We start from the raw sequence: 16,686 nt of genomic DNA, 5'->3' as shown, positions 1-16,686 counted from the left end.
AAAAGCCAGGAGTCCTGTTATGTGCTTACGTTGTAATCATACCCACTCAACCCAACTCGATCGCTCTGCCAAGGATACGCCTCACGGTGCCAGCTGCTGTGCCAGCCAGTCTGTAGCAGCCGTCAGTGCCAGAGCCTCAGCGAGTGCCGAACATGCCACTCACACCTCTGCTGATAGCACAGAGGATGAAGAGGCATCGCCCCGTCAAAGTTGCTGTAGCGCCTCAAAGAGCGCATGTTCCACCTCAAAATCCCCCTCTTCCAAAACCAGCCAATCCAACTTAGCTCAAGACAGCAATGGCAACAGCTGTGATGAGCCATCGCCACTCGCTGGGACAGCGGATCAAACCACCCGTGTTAGCTGGCAAATCCAGGGGATGGACTGCCCTAGCTGCGCCCGTAAGATAGAAAATGCCGTCAAGAATTTAGCCGGAGTGGAGCAAGCCAGGGTGCTGTTTACCACAGAGAAACTGGTGGTTGATCTGCATCGGGGGAGCAGTGCCGGCATCGTCACCAAGGCGGTCAAAAAGGCGGGTTTTAATCTCATCAATGATGAAGATGAGGCTGAGAGCCAGGGCTTCTTCGTTCGTTATCACCTGGTGATCACCCTGAGCATCCTGATGCTGGCCGGATTCGCAACCCACTTCTATAACCCCCTTGCAGCTAAAATTCTGTTTGGCCTGGCCGCAATGCGAGGCCTGCTCCCTGTCGGACAAAAAGCCCTGAAGCTGGCACGCACCGGGACCCCTTTTGCCATTGAAACCCTGATGAGTATCGCCACCATAGGGGCACTATTTCTCGGTGAAACCGGTGAGGCCGGTATGGTGATGCTGCTGTTTATTATCGGCGAACAGCTCGAAGCTTACGCCGCCAACCGAGCCCGTCAGGGAGTTAAATCACTGATGGCGCTGGTGCCGGATACCACTACCTTGCTGCGCAATGGGCAACGTCAGGTCGTCGCCGTCAGTGCGCTTAAGCCTGGCGACCTGATTGAAGTCAGTGCCGGTGGCCGCCTTCCTGCCGATGTTGAGCTGGTTTCGGATCAGGCAAGCTTTGATGAGAGCGCCCTGACCGGGGAGTCTATCCCGATCGAACGCCTGGAGGGTGAAAAAGTGATGGCCGGTTGCCTGGTAGTGGATCAAACCGCCCAGTTACGGGTTGTCTCCAAGCAGGGACAAAATGCCATCGACCGTATTCTGCACCTGATTGAAGAGGCCGAAGAGCGAAAGGCTCCGATAGAGCGCTTTATTGACCGTTTCAGCCGCTGGTACACCCCGATGATGATCCTGGCTGCCGTGGCCGTGATCCTGATCCCGCCCATGGCGTTTGCCCAGAGCTGGGATGTCTGGATCTATCGCGGTTTAGCCCTGCTACTGATCGGTTGCCCCTGCGCTCTGGTGATCTCCACTCCGGCAGCCGTCACCTCAGCCCTTGCCGCCGCCTCAAGGCGCGGAGCCCTGATCAAGGGAGGCGCCGCCCTGGAGCAACTGGGGCAGGTCGAAACCGTGGCCTTTGATAAGACAGGCACCCTGACCCAGGGGAAACCTCAGGTCACCGACCTGATTGCAACGGGCACCCTGAGTGAGTCCGAACTTCTGGCGATCGCCTATGCGGTAGAGCTGGGCTCCCACCATCCCCTGGCAACCGCCATCTGTCAGTATGCAACCGAACAGGGAGTGGCACTGCGTGAAGCAAGCAACCGTACCGCCCTGGCCGGCCGGGGCGTTCGTGGCGAAATCAATGGGCTGGAGGTACAGCTTCTGGCCCCCGGAAAATCACCCGAGCAGGCAACAGCACTAAGTCAGCTAGCCCAAAAACAGCAGGAGCAGCTAATTAGCGAAGGAAAGACTCTGGTGGTGATCTGGGTCGATGCCGAGCCCCAGGGGATCATTGCCCTGCGTGATGAGCTTCGTGACGATGCCACCCAGGCGGTAGCTGAACTCAGAAAACTCGGGATCAACAGCCTGATGCTCACCGGCGATAACCCGGGAACGGCGGCGGTGATCGCTGGCAAACTTGGAATAGATTACCAGGCGAGCCTGCTCCCCGAAGATAAAGTAGAGGCGGTCGCCGAGGCTGCTCGTAAGGGGCATGTCGCCATGGTTGGCGATGGGATCAATGATGCCCCGGCCCTCAAACAGGCCAGCATAGGGATCGCCATGGGCGGAGGCTCGGATGTTGCGCTGGAAACCGCAGATGCCGCCCTGACCCACAACCGGATCATCGAGCTTGCTAACATGATTGGCCTGTCCCGAGCGACCCGCCACAACATTCGCCAGAACATCACCCTGGCACTGGGGCTCAAGGGGATCGTCCTGATTACCAGCCTGGTAGGACTCACCGGACTGTGGGTTGCGGTATTAGCCGATACCGGAACCATGGCCCTGGTCACCCTCAATGCGCTGCGACTGCTGCGCTATAAGAAGTAAACTCAGGGGCCTCGGCCCCTTCCACACCAGAGTGTTCCCCTAACAACCCCGAGGGTGCCCCTCGATTCGTGGAAATCCTGAAAATCACTTACTCCTTGAAGCTCAGTATAGACACGCCGCATACCATCCATGATATGCCTCCCCAGTTCGATATCCCTATCTCTCGTTCTGTCTCTCAGGGAGAGACTTCACCCTAAGCTTGGCTATGCACTCATGGCGTCCTCCCATTCGGCTTCACTCGCATTATGATTTTCAAGGACGAATCAAAGGGGAAGTCCTCCCGTGAGCGAGCACCGAGATGAGTGATTATCTTGCTGTTTTTGCTTTCGAGACAGGGATGTCGAGGTGCGCAGCTCTGCGGAGGGACTCGCAGTGTGGAGCGAACTTTTGGTTACTTTTCTTGATAGAAAAGTAACTCACCTGCCCGGTGATTCGGGCCATGCAGCGAAGCGGCAAATTAGCCGCGCGCAGCGCGACCATAAATTCGCTATGGTACAAAGAGAATCGGGATAGTTTGACCTGCAGTCAGCTTTTTTGTGCCTGCGGCACATTTGCCGCTGCCGAGCGGCTGCGGGAAGAGGGTATTGCTTGTCCAATACCCTCTTCACTCCCAAGGACACCCCGGTATTTGCTTCATCCTCAAGTTTCAAATTCGCAGAGGTACAGGCAAACAGAACCTCCCTGTACTGGTTGCCTTTTCGTGGCATCCTTGGCACTCACCCTTTGCTCCTACTTGAAACCCTCGGCGCAAATAGACGGGGCCCAATTCCCCGTGAGCGAGCATAGTGTTGAGCTATAGACTTGTGGCTTATGATTTTCGAGACAGGGATGTCGAGCGCCGCAGCTTAATGGAGGAACCCATCACGCGAAGGGAGGTTTTGCTGACTTTTGCCGATACAAAAGTCAGGCTCTGTCGGCGCCCCGACACATCTGTGGCAAAGCCACAACATTAGCTGCATGCAATGCTATCAAGTGCGGCTGGAATTGCGTCTAAGCCGTACCTTAATCCTTAGGAAAGTCGAGGATTCACAGAGTTCTGGGGCGCAAGGGAATTGCAAAGGGGAAAGGCGTTTGCCCCTTTGCCTGCCGCCGGTCAGCACCGGCCCTTGCAGCGCAGCTGCAAATCAGCCGTGCGCAGCACAATTAATCCTATCCTGGTATCACCCGCGCCCTGCGGTTTTGTTTGACGAGAGCCGTCGAAAACATCGCCAGAGCAACCAGCAGCAATAAAACAACCATGGCCCAGTGTCGGGGATCAAGCCCCATCTCAAGCACTGCCTGGCCGGGAGCTGACTCCTGATACCAGACCTGAATCTTATCACCCACTTTGAGCGTGTTGTGCAGGCGCTGCAATCGTTCGGCACTCAGGCGATTTCCATACAGGGGTTCACTCTCTGCCCTATGATCTCCCGACCATCGGCCTCAAAACGATAGTGGATCGTCAGGCGTGTTTCATCCCCTGCCTGGATCGCCGGGATCAGATCGACAGATTCTATGGTTGCGGTTGTTTGGCTCCACAACAAAGGGCGATAGGCGTTAATTAGCATATAACATGAGGCAATAAGGCAAATGAGGCCCAATAGCAGAGCCGCCCAGTCCTTGGTGGTCAATTGTGATTTCATAGATCATCCCTGAAAAGAGGAGACATCCCCCGACTAGAAGCTACCATAATCCGTGGGAGACAGTAAGCGGCGACCAAATAATCCTTGAGTGGCAACACACTCGCAGCCAGAAAAGATGGGATGAAAATGCACCAGATAGCAAAAAGCCGACCCAAGGGTCGGCTTTTCTAAAGTGGCGGAGAGATAGGGATTTGAACCCTAGAAGGGCTATTAACCCTTGCCGGTTTTCAAGACCGGTGCTTTCAACCACTCAGCCATCTCTCCGCGATTTCGGATTGAATCCTATCGGGAAGCTCAGGCCTTGTAAACCCTTTTTTGGCTTCAACCCTCTGTTTGCCGGTTATTTAAGCAGTTTTATGAACGAATCGTCGAGCCTACTTTGACAAACCAGCTCCCAGCGTATTTTCTTTTACAAATGCCAAAATTTTGCCCATGCTCAACACATGAAACTCGATTCAAAGAAGGGATGCTATGTTTCGTTTCTACTCTCTGGTGATAAGCCTCTTGCTACTCATCTCCTCTAGTGCCAGTGCAGCGAACTCTTTGCCTGCTGCTAACGCCACACCTCTGGATAAACAAGCCGTGGAGAAAATTATTCACGACTACCTGCTGCAAAACCCGGAGATCCTGGTTGAAGCCGCTCAGGCACTGCAAAAGAAACAGCTCCAACAACAAAAACTGCAACAGCAGGATCTGATTAAGCGCCACGCTGCAAAATTATTTTTTAATCCCGGCGATCCTGTCGCGGGTAATCCCAAGAGCAAACAGGTCATCGTTGAATTTTTTGATTACAACTGTGGCTACTGTAAGCGGATGAACCGTGATACCCAGTCACTTCTCAAATCAAAGCCAAATATCCGTTACGTCTACAAAGAGTACCCGATCCTCAGTCAGTCTTCGATGCAGGCAGCCCGTGCAGCCCTGGCCGTTCATCAGCTCTATCCTGGAAAATACATGGAATTTCGTAATCTACTGCTGAGCCAGATAGGCAATGTTTCCGAAAAAACCCTGCCAAAATCAGCCAAAGAGCTGGGGCTCGATTGGGGCAAGATTCAGGAAGCCATGGACAGTGATGCAGTGAAAAAGCAGCTCAGTGAAAACATTCGCCTGGCGGGACAACTGGGGATCCGTGGCACACCAACCTTTGTGATAGGCAACACCATCTATCGTGGCATTCAATCAGAGAAAATATTAATCAAAGCCCTCAAGGAAGCATCTTCCAAGTCATAGCTCACTCCTGGTTAACAAAAAGAGGAGGCTTGCCTCCTCTTTTCGCTCTGCCGAGAATTACAGGCAGTAGTAGTGCCTGAGGAGCTCCTTGAGATAGAAGATATCGTCGGTGCCACATAACTCGCGCACCGAGTGCATCGCCAACATCGGCAATCCAAGATCCACGGCATTAATATCCAGGTGTGTCGAAGATATGGGTCCAATGGTGGAGCCACTGCGGGCATCGGAGCGGTTCACAAAGAATTGATAGGGTAGCTGGTGACGTTCCAGGATCTGTTTGACCACAGCTACCGAATAGGCATCTGAGGTATAGGATTGGTTGGCGTTGAGCTTAATCGCCGGCCCCTGGTTCATTCTGGGCTTAATCACAGGATCGGTTTTAGCCCCCTGGGCTGGATGCACCGCATGAGCACCATCAACGGAGATCATAAAGGAGTTATACAGGGCCTGGTAAAAGCCCTCCTCATCGAGTCCCAGGTTAAAGGCGATGCGCCTTAATGTATTGAGCAGCATATTCGAGTCTGCTCCCTGCTTGGTGCTGCTGCCAATCTCCTCATTATCAAAGCAGGCTAAAACCCTGATCCCCTGCCCCCCCTGAGACTCTAACAATCCCCGTAGTCCGCAGAACAGTGAAACATGGTTATCGATTTTCGGACAGGAGAGCATCTCCTGGTTCAAACCCACCAGCTCGCCTTTGGCATGCTCATACAAAAACAGATCAAAATCGAGGATCGATTCCTGGGGCACATCACAGGCCTTGGCAATCAATCCAAGTAGTAGTCCCTCTTTTTCCAGCTCATCATTGAGCAGGGTCAGCACCGGCAGGGTATCGTTTTGCTTGTTGAGCTCAAAACCACTGTTCACATCCTTATTCTGATGAATCGCCAGGTTAGGGATAATCAAGATGGGGTCCTGCAGATCCACCAGCCGAGTCTCGGGCCGTAGTGGGTTTTCGGACTTAAGCATCACTCTCCCGGCAGCACTCAAAGGCCGATCCATCCAGGTATTGAGGATCGGTCCGCCATACACCTCGGTATTGAGCCGCAGGTAAGCATCTTCGGCGCTCACTTCAGGGTTTGGCTTAATCCGAAACCCCGGAGTGTCGGTGTGATTACCGGTGATCCTAAACCCCTGGGTGGTAAGTTCACCCTCTCCCATCGCGAAGGCGACCAGGGATGAATGGTTTTTTTTGACAAAGTATTTACCATCGGCCTTAAGTGACCAGGGCTTGTCATAATAGAGCTCTTCAAAACCCTGCTGGGTGAGGAGCTCTGCACTATTTTCCACCACATGAAACACCGAGCTGGAACGATGAACAAAGTCGATAAACTGACGGGCTAATGCTTGCATGAACAATCTCGTGAGAATCGAAAAGCCTCATACTACTCCAAGGAGCTGCGCCCGCAAATATTAGCCCAGCCACTTTGAGAGCCGGACATAGCAAAAGTCGTGGCTCACTGTGCACACCCTCTTGGTGATGGCTAAGTGAGCTTCGTGAGCTAAGCATTTTAAAATGCCGACAGCTTCAGGCTGGAGGCATCAACAGGGTCAGCAAAATTCACTTGCCTTTAGGGCCAATTCATAGTTAGCTAGCCGTTTTTCTTCGGAGTACTTTCTCTTGCTTAGTTACCGTCACGGTTTTCACGCTGGCAACCATGCCGATGTGCTCAAACACAGCATCCAGCAGTTGTTACTCGATAAGCTCAAGGCTAAATCCAAGCCTTTCATCTACATCGATACCCACAGCGGCGCCGGTCTCTATGATCTTGGCAGTGACGAAGCGCAAAAGACCGCCGAATACCAGCAGGGAATTGTCCGGATCCAGGCCGTTAAACAGCAGCTGCCGCAGATCAGTGACTACCTTGATCTGTTAGAGGACTCTCTGGGAACGGCAAACGCCACCTACCCTGGCTCTCCACAGATCGCCCGTCGATTGCTGCGAGAGCAGGACAAGCTGGTGCTAATGGAGCTACACAACAACGAAATCGAGAATCTCAGGCGCAACATGCGGGGAGACCAGCGGATCAGTATTCATCACCGCAATGGTTTTGAGGGACTGCCGGGGATCCTGCCTCCGACCCCGTCACGGGGATTGGTGCTGATCGATCCCTCCTATGAGATGAAAGAGGATTATCTGCAGGTTGTAAAAACCATTAAGGGAGCGATTCGTCGCTGGCCGACCGGCATTTTTGCCATCTGGTATCCGTTGCTGGCAAAACAGCGCGATCACAGCCAACGGATGCTCAGCTCCCTGGCCGAGCTCCCCCTGAATAACCTGCTGACCGCCGAGCTCTCGGTCGAGCCCCAGGCCGAGGAGTATGGTATGCATGGTTCTGGCATGGCGATCATTAATGCCCCTGGCAGCTCGATCAGCAGATTGAAACCCTACTGCCAAAACTCCATCGGGCCCTGAGTCCCGACGGCGCAGGAAAGTGGCAACTAGAGTGGCTCATCCAGAGTGACTGATTGAGCTATCCTCAAAGGAGGTAGTGATCTTGGGGTATTCCAGATGGTTCGTTATGCATTGCTGTTGCTACTTCTGCCAGCCTTCACTCTGTTGGCTCAAGACAGGGTAAAAATTGCGACCGGTGAATGGCCCCCTGGAACTCTGAGCATCTGCCTCATTATGGAACCGCCTCCCAAATAGTCTCGGCGGCCTTCGCTCAGCAGGGGATCGAAACCGATTATGAGTTTCTCCCCTGGTCACAGGCCCTGCCACAGACCAGCCAGGGTAAGTATGATGCCTCTATCAGCTGGATCCGGACTAAAGACAGAGCAAGAGAGTTCCACTACAGCACTCCCATCTTTAGTGCAAACACCTACTGGTTTTACCTGCCGTCCAATAGTAGTGCTCCCTTTGACTGGGAAAATCTTGGCAAGCATCAGGGGCTGATGGTCGGTGCAACTAAGGGTTATCGCTATGGCCAGGAGTTTGATGCCCTCAAGCAGCGCCCCCTGGTCACCGTAGTGATCGCCAACACAGATACCGAAAACTTTGAGCGATTATTCAAAGGAGAGATCGATCTATTCCCAAGTAACCTGTGTACCGGATACTACCTGCTCCGCAGCTACTTTCGGGAGAGAATAAAAACCATCAGCTACTCCCCAACCCCCCTGATGATCACAGACTTTTACCTGCTCACCAGCAAAAAATCCCCTGCCGGACTCGAGGTTTTGAAGCAATTTAACCTGGGGATGGAGATCCTGCACAAGCAGGACAGTTTTCGTAAAGGCAAGAAACGCTGCTTTAGTGGCTGGGCTTCCAAGAACCCTCTGTCCCGAAGGGCCCAATAGCTCACGCCCGCAGCCTCTAAGCTATGCTTTAGGTAAGTTTTCTCAGATATCACTGAGCGGAGATGAACGCGCGACTGATATTCCTCTTGTGGCTGGGAACAGCGGTCTGTTACGCCACCCCCAGGGTAGAGATCAGCACAGGTGAGTGGCCTCCATGGATCTCGGCCGAGATGGATGGCTATGGAAATGGCTCACAAATAGTCACCCAGGCCTTCGCGCTGGAGGGGTATAAGACCCGCTTTCACTTCTTTGGCTGGACCCAGGCCTACCAACGCGCCAAGCAGGGAGAGTTTCAGGCCACATTTGGCTGGATCTATAACAAGCAACGCGCTCAGGATTTTAATTACAGCCAGCCGGTATTCAGGGCCAACTATTACTGGTTTTACCTAAAAGATAACCCCAAGGCACCTTTTGACTGGGATACACTACAAAACCGCCAGGATCTCAACATAGGGATCACTCGCAGCTACTGGTACGGAGAGGAGTTTGATGCCCTAAAACGCAAGGGACGATTCCAGATCAAAGAGGCCTCGACTAACCTTGTGAACTTCAAGCGACTGCTGGCAGGAGAGATCGATCTCTTTCCCCACAATTTGTGTGTCGGCTTCTATCAATTGCGCCACCAGTTTACCGAAGATATGCCTCTAATTGCCCACTCCCCTTCCCCCCTCTCGGTGAATGATATCCACCTTATCTTTAACAAGGTCACTCCGGGAAACCTGGCCCTGCTTGAAACCTTCAACCGGGGAATGAACAAGCTAAGGCAACAAAAATCTTTCAAAAAAACGATGAATAAATGCTTTCGTAATTGGCGACTCGGTCAACAGAGGGCGGTCCGTCAGTAGCTGGAAACGCGGGCTCAGTCGACTCAATGCTGGCTCCGGTCAATTGTGGCAACTGAGCTACCCTTAAATTAAAGTGCTGTGTAAGGGTGAACCCTGATGCCAAGGATCCTGATCTCACTGCTATTGTATTGGTGGCTTGCTGCTGCTCAGGCATCTCCCGTCATTCATATCTCGACCGGCGAGTGGCCCCCTGGACCTCGGCACAACTTCCGGGATTTGGTACCGCCTCGCAGATAGCAACGCAGGCCTTTGCCCTTGAGAATCGCCAGGCCGAAATTGAGGTGATGCCCTGGAAAGATGCCTACAATCAGGCAAAACAGGGCAAGTTTCAGGCAACCCTGGGATGGATCTACAACAAGCAGCGCGCTAAAGACTTCCTGTACAGTGTCCCTGTGTTTCGCACCAACTACTACTGGTTTTACCGAAAAGACAGCCCCAAAGCCCCTTTCAACTGGGAGGAGCTTGATAAACACAAGGGGTTAAGAGTTGGGATCACCCGGGGCTATTTTTATGGAAAAGAGTTTGATGAGCTCAAGGAAAAGGGAAGCCTAACCCTGATTGAAGCCGATAGTGATGAGGAGAACTTCCAAAAACTCCTGGCGGGAAGCATCGATCTGTTTCCACACAACCTGTGCGTAGGCTACTACCAGCTTCGTTACACCTTTGTCGAGACTATGACAGAGATCACCCACTCCCCCTTTGCTTTCTCGGTCAACAACCTGCACCTTTTGTTTAACCGGGTTTCCGCGGATAGTCCGAAGCTCCTAGAAATATTTAATCGCGGGATGACCAAGCTGTCCAAGCAGGAGTCCTTTAAGAAGACCCAAAATAAGTGCTTCAGAAACTGGAAGATGGGAACCTGAATCTCAGTGCTCTCGAGCATTGAAGGTTTGGCTCTATGCTCAGCAACTGAGATAACGGCAGAGCGTTAGGCTATGCTCTAAGAAGGAATCAGTAACCCGGAATCTTTCCCTATGCGATGGATCGCACTACTTCTGTTGGGACTCTTAACCCTGCCTAGCCTGGCTGCAAAAGTAGTCACCATCAGCAGTGGTGAATGGCCTCCGTGGAACTCAAAAGAGCTCCCGGGATATGGGCTCGCCTCCCAGATAGTGACCCGCGCTTTTACCGAGGCTGGCTATCAAACCGAGTATCACTTTTTCCCCTGGGCTGAGGCCTTTGATCTCGCTAAACAGGGTAAATTCGATGCTTCTATCAGCTGGGGGTACAGCCAACAGCGAGCGGAGTTTTTCGACTTCAGCATGCCAATTTTCAAGACCAGCATCTACTGGTTCTATCATGCCGACAGCCCTAAAAAACCCTATAACTGGGATGACTTAACCCGAAACAGACCTCTTATCATTGGCGCCACCAAGGGGTATATCTATGGCGATGAGTTTGAGTCACTCAAGGGAAAATCAGGGATCAAGATTGTCTATGCCGGCGATGATGTGACTAATCTTAAAAAGCTGCTCAACCGGGAAATTGACCTTTTCCCCAGTCAGCTCTGCGTGGGCTACTTCCTGATCCGAACTGAACTTCCCCAGGAACTGATGCAGTTTGCTCACTCACCCTCGCCCAGTGCCGTTTTTGACCATCACCTGATCTTCAGCAAGCGTAACCCTCAAACCCCGAAATTACTACAGGACTTTAACCAGGCGATGACCAGCCTCACCAATAAAGGAGTGTTTCGCAAAATGGGGAAAAAATGTTTTCGTCAGTGGAAAAGCGCATGATCACCAAGGGATGGCTTAACCCCTCACTAAGGTTTGCAAACCAATGGGTTTGTGGCTGCCTATTACTATGGGGAAGTTACCTCCATGCCGCAGAGAACCAGATCCGAGTCTGTGGTGTCGAGTGGCCCCCTTTTTCCTACGCAAACCCCGTAGAAAAGAGGCTTGAAAGAGGGATATCAATCGCCATCTATCAGGAAGCCTTTAAGCGACTGGATGTTAAGGTGGAGTTTATTCAACTTCCATGGCCCCGCTGTGAGCGAGATGTGATTCACGGTAAATACGATGCAATATTGGATAATGCCAGCCTGCCAGGCTACATCCATCCCCTGATCCCAACCGCTTTCTACCCTCTGGGAGCCTATGTCAAGCAGGGCAGTCCTCTCACGAATTTTCGCTGGGGTGAGACCTCTGATAAGAGAGTCGGCATGGTGAGGGGCTATGACTACACCCCTAAAATCAGCGAGCACCTGGATTGGGAGATAACCCTGAGTAAGTCGGATGAACAGCTGCTACTTTTGTTAGATCGTAACCGGGTGGACTATATCATTCTCGATTACTTCGCCGCCCCCATCCTCTCGAAAAAGACCGGCGTTAAGATCCGCCCATTGAACTCTTTCCTCGACTCCACACCTCTGTACCTGTGTTTCAATAAAAAACACAGCGCACTGGTCGACAGGCTTGGCCCTATCCTGCTGGACATGCTTCTGGACGGCACCCTGGATAAAATTTACCAAAAGAGTCTGGGTGACAGTTATGCCAATATCCGAAAACACTCAAGGATGGCAGCGCCATGATTTCACGATTCAAAGCATGCTCGCTCTGGTTGCCCCTCTTGGTGGGACTCGTACTATCAACTAGCCTTCGAGCAGAAACGGTTCGGATCACTAATGGTGAATGGCCTCCCCTCACCTCACAAACCCTGCCCCATAGCGGAATTCTCTCAAAGATCATCACAGATGCCTTTGCCAGCCAGGGGGTTCGGGTTGAGTATGGTTTCTTCCCCTGGAAGCGCTCCTATGTCCTGGCCAGGGCCGGAGTATGGGACGGCACCGCCGGCTGGAGCCGCAAGGCTGAGCGAGAGAAGTATTTCTACTATAGCGATCCCATCTACTTCACCCAGAAAAACTTTTTTTACCTCAAAGAGCTGGGGGAGATCCAGTGGAGTAAGCTCAGCGAGCTTAACCCCTACCGAATCGGCGCGACTCTGGAGTTTAATTACGGGCCTGAGTTTGATTCGGCCGTCGAGCAAAAAGCCATCAGGGTAAGCTGGAGGCCCAGCGACGAAGCCAATATGAAGCGGCTGCATGATGGGAAAATTGATCTCTTTCCCCAAGAACTCTGTGTCGGCTACTACCAAATACAGCTGCTATTCCCCAATGATAGTCACAGGTTCACCCATACCAGGCAGACACTTCTCAAAAATGCCTACCACCTGCTGCTGAGCAAAAAAATTCCACAAAACGCAACGCGGATCAAAATGTTTAACCAGGGTTTAAAGGAGGTTTTCGCCGATGGCGGCGCAGCCAAATACCTTGCCCCGTGCTATCAAAGCAACCAGCAGCACCTTCAACAGAAGCAATAAAAAAGGCGCATCCATGATGCGCCTTGTCCTGATGACCTGAACAGGCTGTGATTTAAAGCGGATCGACCTTGAGGCAGGAAACCGCGTGCTTGAAGCTTCCCTCCAGCATGGGGTTGGTCTTGGCACACTCTGGCCCGGCGATGGGGCAGCGGGTTCGAAAAACACAGCCCGAGGGGGATTGATCGGAGATGGCAGATCACCCTCCAATAGCTGGATCTCCTTGTTACGCTCAAGCTTGGGATCCGGAATCGGCACCGCTGACATCAGGGCCCTGGTATAGGGGTGGAGCGGGTTTTCAAACAGACTGTTGACCTCTCCAAGCTCCATCTCATTCCCCAGATACATCACCAGCACCCGATCCGAGATGTGACGAACCACCGAGAGATCATGAGCGATAAAGATAAGAGACAGCCCCATCTCTTTTTGCAGATCCTTGAGCAGGTTCACCACCTGGGCCTGAATCGACACATCCAGGGCCGAGACCGGCTCATCACAGATCACCATCTTCGGCTCCAGGATCAGGGCCCGCGCGATGCCGATCCTCTGACACTGACCACCGGAAAACTCGTGAGGGTAACGGTTAATGACGTTCGGCAGCAGGCCCACCTTCATCATCATCGCTTTAACCTTATCCTTCACCTGCTGCTTAGGCATCTTTGGATAGAAGGTACGAAGAGGCTCGGCGATGATATCCCCGATCGTCATCCGGGGATTCAAGGAGGCCAGTGGATCCTGAAATATCATCTGGATCTCCTGGCGCTTCTCGCGCATCTCTCGCTCACTGAGCTCGGTGAGATCCTGACCCAGCCAGACCACCTTGCCAGCGGTCGTTGGCACCAGGCCAATGATGCCACGCACGAAGGTGGACTTACCACAACCAGACTCACCTACCACCCCCAGGGTCTCACCCTCATAGAGTCGCAAAGTGACGCCATCGACAGCCTTGAGCTTATTGGGAGGAGTCCAGGGCCAGCTCTTACCACTGCGGATATCAAAATGGACCTTCAGATCCTGAACCTCGAGTAATAACTTCTTATCTTCACTCATCACTTACTCTCCCAATCCCAGTGGCAGGCACGCAACCTCTTATCCGCAAAGGGTAACAGCTGCGGAGCATCGACCCGGCAACCATCCATCACCCGGTGACAACGGTCCTGGAAGGGACAGCCCGGAGGCAAAGCCAGAGGGTTTGGTGGATTGCCCGGTATGGTCGACAGGATGTCCCCATCGGTATCGATGCGTGGCACCGACTGCAACAACCCCTCGGTATAGGGGTGAGAGGGGCGATAGAAGATATCATCCACCGTGCCATACTCCATGGTTCGCCCGGCATACATCACCAGCACCCGGTCACAGACCCCGGCCACCACCCCCAGATCATGGGTGATCATGATGATCGCGGTATTAAACTCATGCTTGAGCTCATTCAAAAGCTCCATGATCTGCGCCTGTACCGTCACGTCCAGGGCCGTGGTCGGCTCATCGGCGATCAGCAGCTTGGGCCGACATAGCAGGGCCATCGCAATCATCACCCGCTGGCGCATCCCTCCGGAAAACTCATGGGGGTACATGTTCATCCGTTTGCGTGCCTCTGGCATATGCACCGCATCAAGCATCTTTACGGATTCGGCATAGGCCTCTTTCCGGGTCATGCCCTTATGCAGCATTAGCACTTCCATCAGCTGCTTACCCACCTTCATATAGGGGTTCAGCGAGGTCATGGGATCCTGAAAGATCATCGCGATCTGTTCGGCGCGGATATGATTAAGCTCCCTGGGGCTAAGCCCCAGGATCTGTTGGCCATTAAACTCGGCGCTGCCGGTGACGATTCCGTTTTTAGCCAGAAGGCCCATCAGCGAGAAGGCGGTCTGACTCTTACCCGAGCCGGACTCCCCGACGATTCCCAGGGTCTCCCCCGCCTTGAGCTCAAAATTAAGGTTATTCACGGCGACGACCTGACCATCCTCGGTATCAAAGGCTACCCGAAGATCGCGCACGCTCAGCAGTTGTTCATTCACAGACTGATTCATCAGTTACTCCTCAGCGATCTTTCGGGTCCAGGGCGTCACGCAGACCATCCCCGATAAAATTAAAACAAAACAGAGTGATCACCATAAACAGGGCCGGGAAGATCAGCTGCCAAATCGCAACCTCCATGGTCTTGGAGCCATCATTGAGCAAAGAGCCCCAACTGGTCATCGGCTCCTGAACCCCCAAGCCCAGAAAGCTCAGGAAGGCCTCGGTCATGATGAGGCTCGGAACCAGCAGGGTTGCATAAACGGCGACCACCCCCACCACATTGGGAACTATGTGACGGGTGATCATCTTCCACTTGCTGACCCCACATACATGGGCCGCCTCAATGAACTCCTTCCCCTTAATGGACAGGGTCTGCCCCCGAACGATACGCGCCACATCCAGCCAGGAGATGGCACCGATCGCCACGAAGATCAGGATGATGTTACGCCCGAAAAAGGTCACCAGCAGGATCACAAAGAACATGAAGGGGATTGAATAGAGAAGATCCACCAGTCGCATCATGATCTGATCGGTCCGTCCCCCAAGAAAACCCGAGGTCGCACCATAGAGGATCCCGATCAACACCGCGACCAGGGCACCCAGGATCCCAACCATCATGGAGATCCTCCCGCCCATCAGGGTTCGAACAAACAGATCTCTTCCTAGGGAGTCGGTACCAAAATAGTGGCCACTCGCCCAGCTTGGGGCCGCATTCATCGCCGCCCAATCCGTTGCATCAAAGCTGAACTGACTCAGGTAGGGTCCAAAAATAACCAGCAGCAACACCACAACCAGGATCACCAGGCTCACCATGGCTGCCTTGTTGCGCATGAAGCGCTTCATCGCATCCTGCCACAGGCTGCGACCTTTTACCTCCAGTTCAGCGGAAAAGTTAGCCACCGCCTCTTTTTTTGATTTACTTACCATCATGGTGACTCATTCCTCAATAACGGATCTTGGGGTCGATCAGGGCATACAGAATATCGACGATGGCATTAAAGGTGATGGTCAGAAAACCGATCAATATGGTGATACCCAGCACCATGGAGTAATCACGATTGAGTGCTCCATTGACAAAAAGCTGACCAATCCCGGGAAGGCCAAAGATGGTCTCAATCACCACGGAGCCGGTAATAATTCCGACAAAGGCAGGCCCCAGGAAGGAGACCACGGGCAGCAGCGCCGGACGCAGGGCATGGCGCACTATGATGTAGCGCATCGACAACCCCTTGGCCTTGGCGGTGCGGATATAGTTGGAGTGCAGCACCTCAATCATGCTGCCGCGCATTACCCGGGCGATATAGGCGATATAGGCAAGCCCCATGCCTATGACAGGCAGCACCAGGTAGGGTAAGGCTCCGCCATTCCAGCCTCCGGCGGGAAGCCACTTTAGCCAGATGGCGAAGATCCAGACCAGAATCGGTGCAACCACAAAGCTTGGGATCACCACCCCCGTCATCGAAAATGACATCAGCAGGTAGTCGAGCCAACTGTTTTGCTTGAGGGCGGCGCACATCCCGAGTAACACCCCCAGCACAATCGCCATCACAAAGGCACACAGGCCGATCTTCACCGAAACCGGCAAAGCGGCTTTCACCAGATCGTTGACACTGTAATCCTGGTATTTAAACGAGGGACCAAAATCTCCCTTGAGAAGCCCTCCAAGATAGTTGAAGTACTGCTGGTACATGGGCTTATCCAGCCCATACTTGGCTTCAATGTTGTGCATGATCGCCGGCGGCAGAGCACGCTCAGAAGAAAAGGGGTTGCCCGGGGCAAGTCGCATCATGAAAAACGACACGGTAATGAGGATCAATAAGGTCGGAATCGCTTCAAGGATCCGTTTAAAAATAAAACGCAGCATAGTTCTACCCTGTTAAGCTGAACAAACTAACAGATGGCAGGCTTTGTGGGCCTGCCATCGGCAGTG

At 53.0% G+C, this 16,686-nt stretch carries 15 protein-coding genes, 1 tRNA gene and 1 pseudogene; 9 read left to right on the top strand and 8 right to left on the bottom strand.

What is annotated here, in order from left to right; genetic code table 11:
- Window positions 1-19 precede the first annotated feature (19 nt).
- A complete protein-coding gene (locus DB847_RS07180; protein ID WP_108650062.1) occupies window positions 20-2,428 on the top strand; it encodes a zinc/cadmium/mercury/lead-transporting ATPase in 2,409 nt (802 codons plus the stop codon).
- A 1,149-nt stretch (window positions 2,429-3,577) separates the two neighbouring features.
- Here the strand turns inward: DB847_RS07180 and DB847_RS07175 are convergent.
- The 3 genes from DB847_RS07175 to DB847_RS07165 form a co-directional block, all read right to left on the bottom strand.
- Window positions 3,578-3,781, bottom strand: coding sequence for a DUF3592 domain-containing protein (locus DB847_RS07175; RefSeq protein WP_159084441.1), 204 nt, complete (start codon window positions 3,779-3,781; stop codon window positions 3,578-3,580).
- An 11-nt stretch (window positions 3,782-3,792) separates the two neighbouring features.
- Complete coding sequence (locus DB847_RS07170; protein WP_108650060.1) at window positions 3,793-4,050, bottom strand: hypothetical protein; 258 nt, start codon at window positions 4,048-4,050, stop codon at window positions 3,793-3,795.
- A gap of 173 nt (window positions 4,051-4,223) precedes the next feature.
- Window positions 4,224-4,314: transfer RNA gene (locus DB847_RS07165), tRNA-Ser, on the bottom strand.
- Between the two features lie 207 nt (window positions 4,315-4,521).
- Here DB847_RS07165 and DB847_RS07160 point away from each other — a divergent pair.
- On the top strand, window positions 4,522-5,280 hold the full coding sequence (locus DB847_RS07160; RefSeq protein WP_108650059.1) for a DsbA family protein: 759 nt from the start codon (window positions 4,522-4,524) through the stop codon (window positions 5,278-5,280).
- A 57-nt stretch (window positions 5,281-5,337) separates the two neighbouring features.
- Here DB847_RS07160 and DB847_RS07155 read toward each other — a convergent pair whose 3' ends face one another.
- Window positions 5,338-6,630, bottom strand: a complete 1,293-nt coding sequence (locus DB847_RS07155; protein WP_108650058.1) for a M18 family aminopeptidase — start codon at window positions 6,628-6,630, stop codon at window positions 5,338-5,340.
- Between the two features lie 268 nt (window positions 6,631-6,898).
- Between DB847_RS07155 and DB847_RS07150 the strand changes: the two are divergent.
- The 7 genes and pseudogenes from DB847_RS07150 to DB847_RS07120 all read left to right on the top strand — a co-directional run bounded on the left by DB847_RS07150 (window position 6,899) and on the right by DB847_RS07120 (window position 12,737).
- A pseudogene (locus tag DB847_RS07150) lies at window positions 6,899-7,746 on the top strand (23S rRNA (adenine(2030)-N(6))-methyltransferase RlmJ).
- A 126-nt stretch (window positions 7,747-7,872) separates the two neighbouring features.
- A complete protein-coding gene (locus DB847_RS07145) occupies window positions 7,873-8,574 on the top strand; it encodes a substrate-binding periplasmic protein (protein WP_108650057.1) in 702 nt (233 codons plus the stop codon).
- Window positions 8,575-8,636: 62 nt separating this feature from the next.
- Window positions 8,637-9,419 carry a substrate-binding periplasmic protein gene (locus DB847_RS07140; RefSeq protein WP_108650056.1) on the top strand — a complete coding sequence of 261 codons (783 nt, stop codon included), beginning with the start codon at window positions 8,637-8,639 and terminating at the stop codon, window positions 9,417-9,419.
- A gap of 86 nt (window positions 9,420-9,505) precedes the next feature.
- Window positions 9,506-10,282 (top strand): substrate-binding periplasmic protein, encoded by a 777-nt coding sequence (locus DB847_RS07135; RefSeq protein ID WP_108650055.1) that lies wholly within the window; start codon window positions 9,506-9,508, stop codon window positions 10,280-10,282.
- Window positions 10,283-10,393: 111 nt separating this feature from the next.
- Window positions 10,394-11,155, top strand: coding sequence for a substrate-binding periplasmic protein (locus tag DB847_RS07130; protein ID WP_108650054.1), 762 nt, complete (start codon window positions 10,394-10,396; stop codon window positions 11,153-11,155).
- Window positions 11,152-11,949 (top strand): substrate-binding periplasmic protein, encoded by a 798-nt coding sequence (locus DB847_RS07125; protein ID WP_108652927.1) that lies wholly within the window; start codon window positions 11,152-11,154, stop codon window positions 11,947-11,949. Before DB847_RS07130 ends, DB847_RS07125 begins: the two co-directional genes overlap by 4 nt.
- Before the next feature lie 41 nt (window positions 11,950-11,990).
- Window positions 11,991-12,737, top strand: coding sequence for a substrate-binding periplasmic protein (locus tag DB847_RS07120; protein ID WP_159084440.1), 747 nt, complete (start codon window positions 11,991-11,993; stop codon window positions 12,735-12,737).
- On the opposite strand, the gene oppF is transcribed toward DB847_RS07120, so the two are convergent.
- The 4 genes from oppF to oppB are packed head-to-tail and all read right to left on the bottom strand — an operon-like array spanning window position 12,648 to window position 16,620.
- Entirely contained in the window at window positions 12,648-13,784 is a 1,137-nt protein-coding gene (gene oppF / locus DB847_RS07115) for a murein tripeptide/oligopeptide ABC transporter ATP binding protein OppF (RefSeq protein ID WP_456073086.1), read from the bottom strand. The genes DB847_RS07120 and oppF overlap by 90 nt on opposite strands.
- Window positions 13,784-14,767, bottom strand: coding sequence for an oligopeptide ABC transporter ATP-binding protein OppD (gene oppD, locus DB847_RS07110; protein WP_108650052.1), 984 nt, complete (start codon window positions 14,765-14,767; stop codon window positions 13,784-13,786). Before oppD ends, oppF begins: the two co-directional genes overlap by 1 nt.
- 10 nt (window positions 14,768-14,777) lie before the next feature.
- Window positions 14,778-15,686: an oligopeptide ABC transporter permease OppC gene (oppC, locus tag DB847_RS07105; RefSeq protein WP_108650051.1), complete on the bottom strand. Its 909-nt coding sequence runs from the start codon at window positions 15,684-15,686 to the stop codon at window positions 14,778-14,780.
- Between the two features lie 13 nt (window positions 15,687-15,699).
- Window positions 15,700-16,620: an oligopeptide ABC transporter permease OppB gene (gene oppB / locus DB847_RS07100; protein ID WP_108650050.1), complete on the bottom strand. Its 921-nt coding sequence runs from the start codon at window positions 16,618-16,620 to the stop codon at window positions 15,700-15,702.
- Between the last annotated feature and the right edge of the window lie 66 nt (window positions 16,621-16,686).

The sequence above is a fragment of the Dongshaea marina genome, assembly GCF_003072645.1.
Taxonomy (GTDB): Bacteria; Pseudomonadota; Gammaproteobacteria; order Enterobacterales; family Aeromonadaceae; genus Dongshaea; species Dongshaea marina.
The sequence above is the reverse complement of the archived record's forward strand: the minus strand, read 5'-3'. Positions and strand labels throughout refer to the sequence as shown.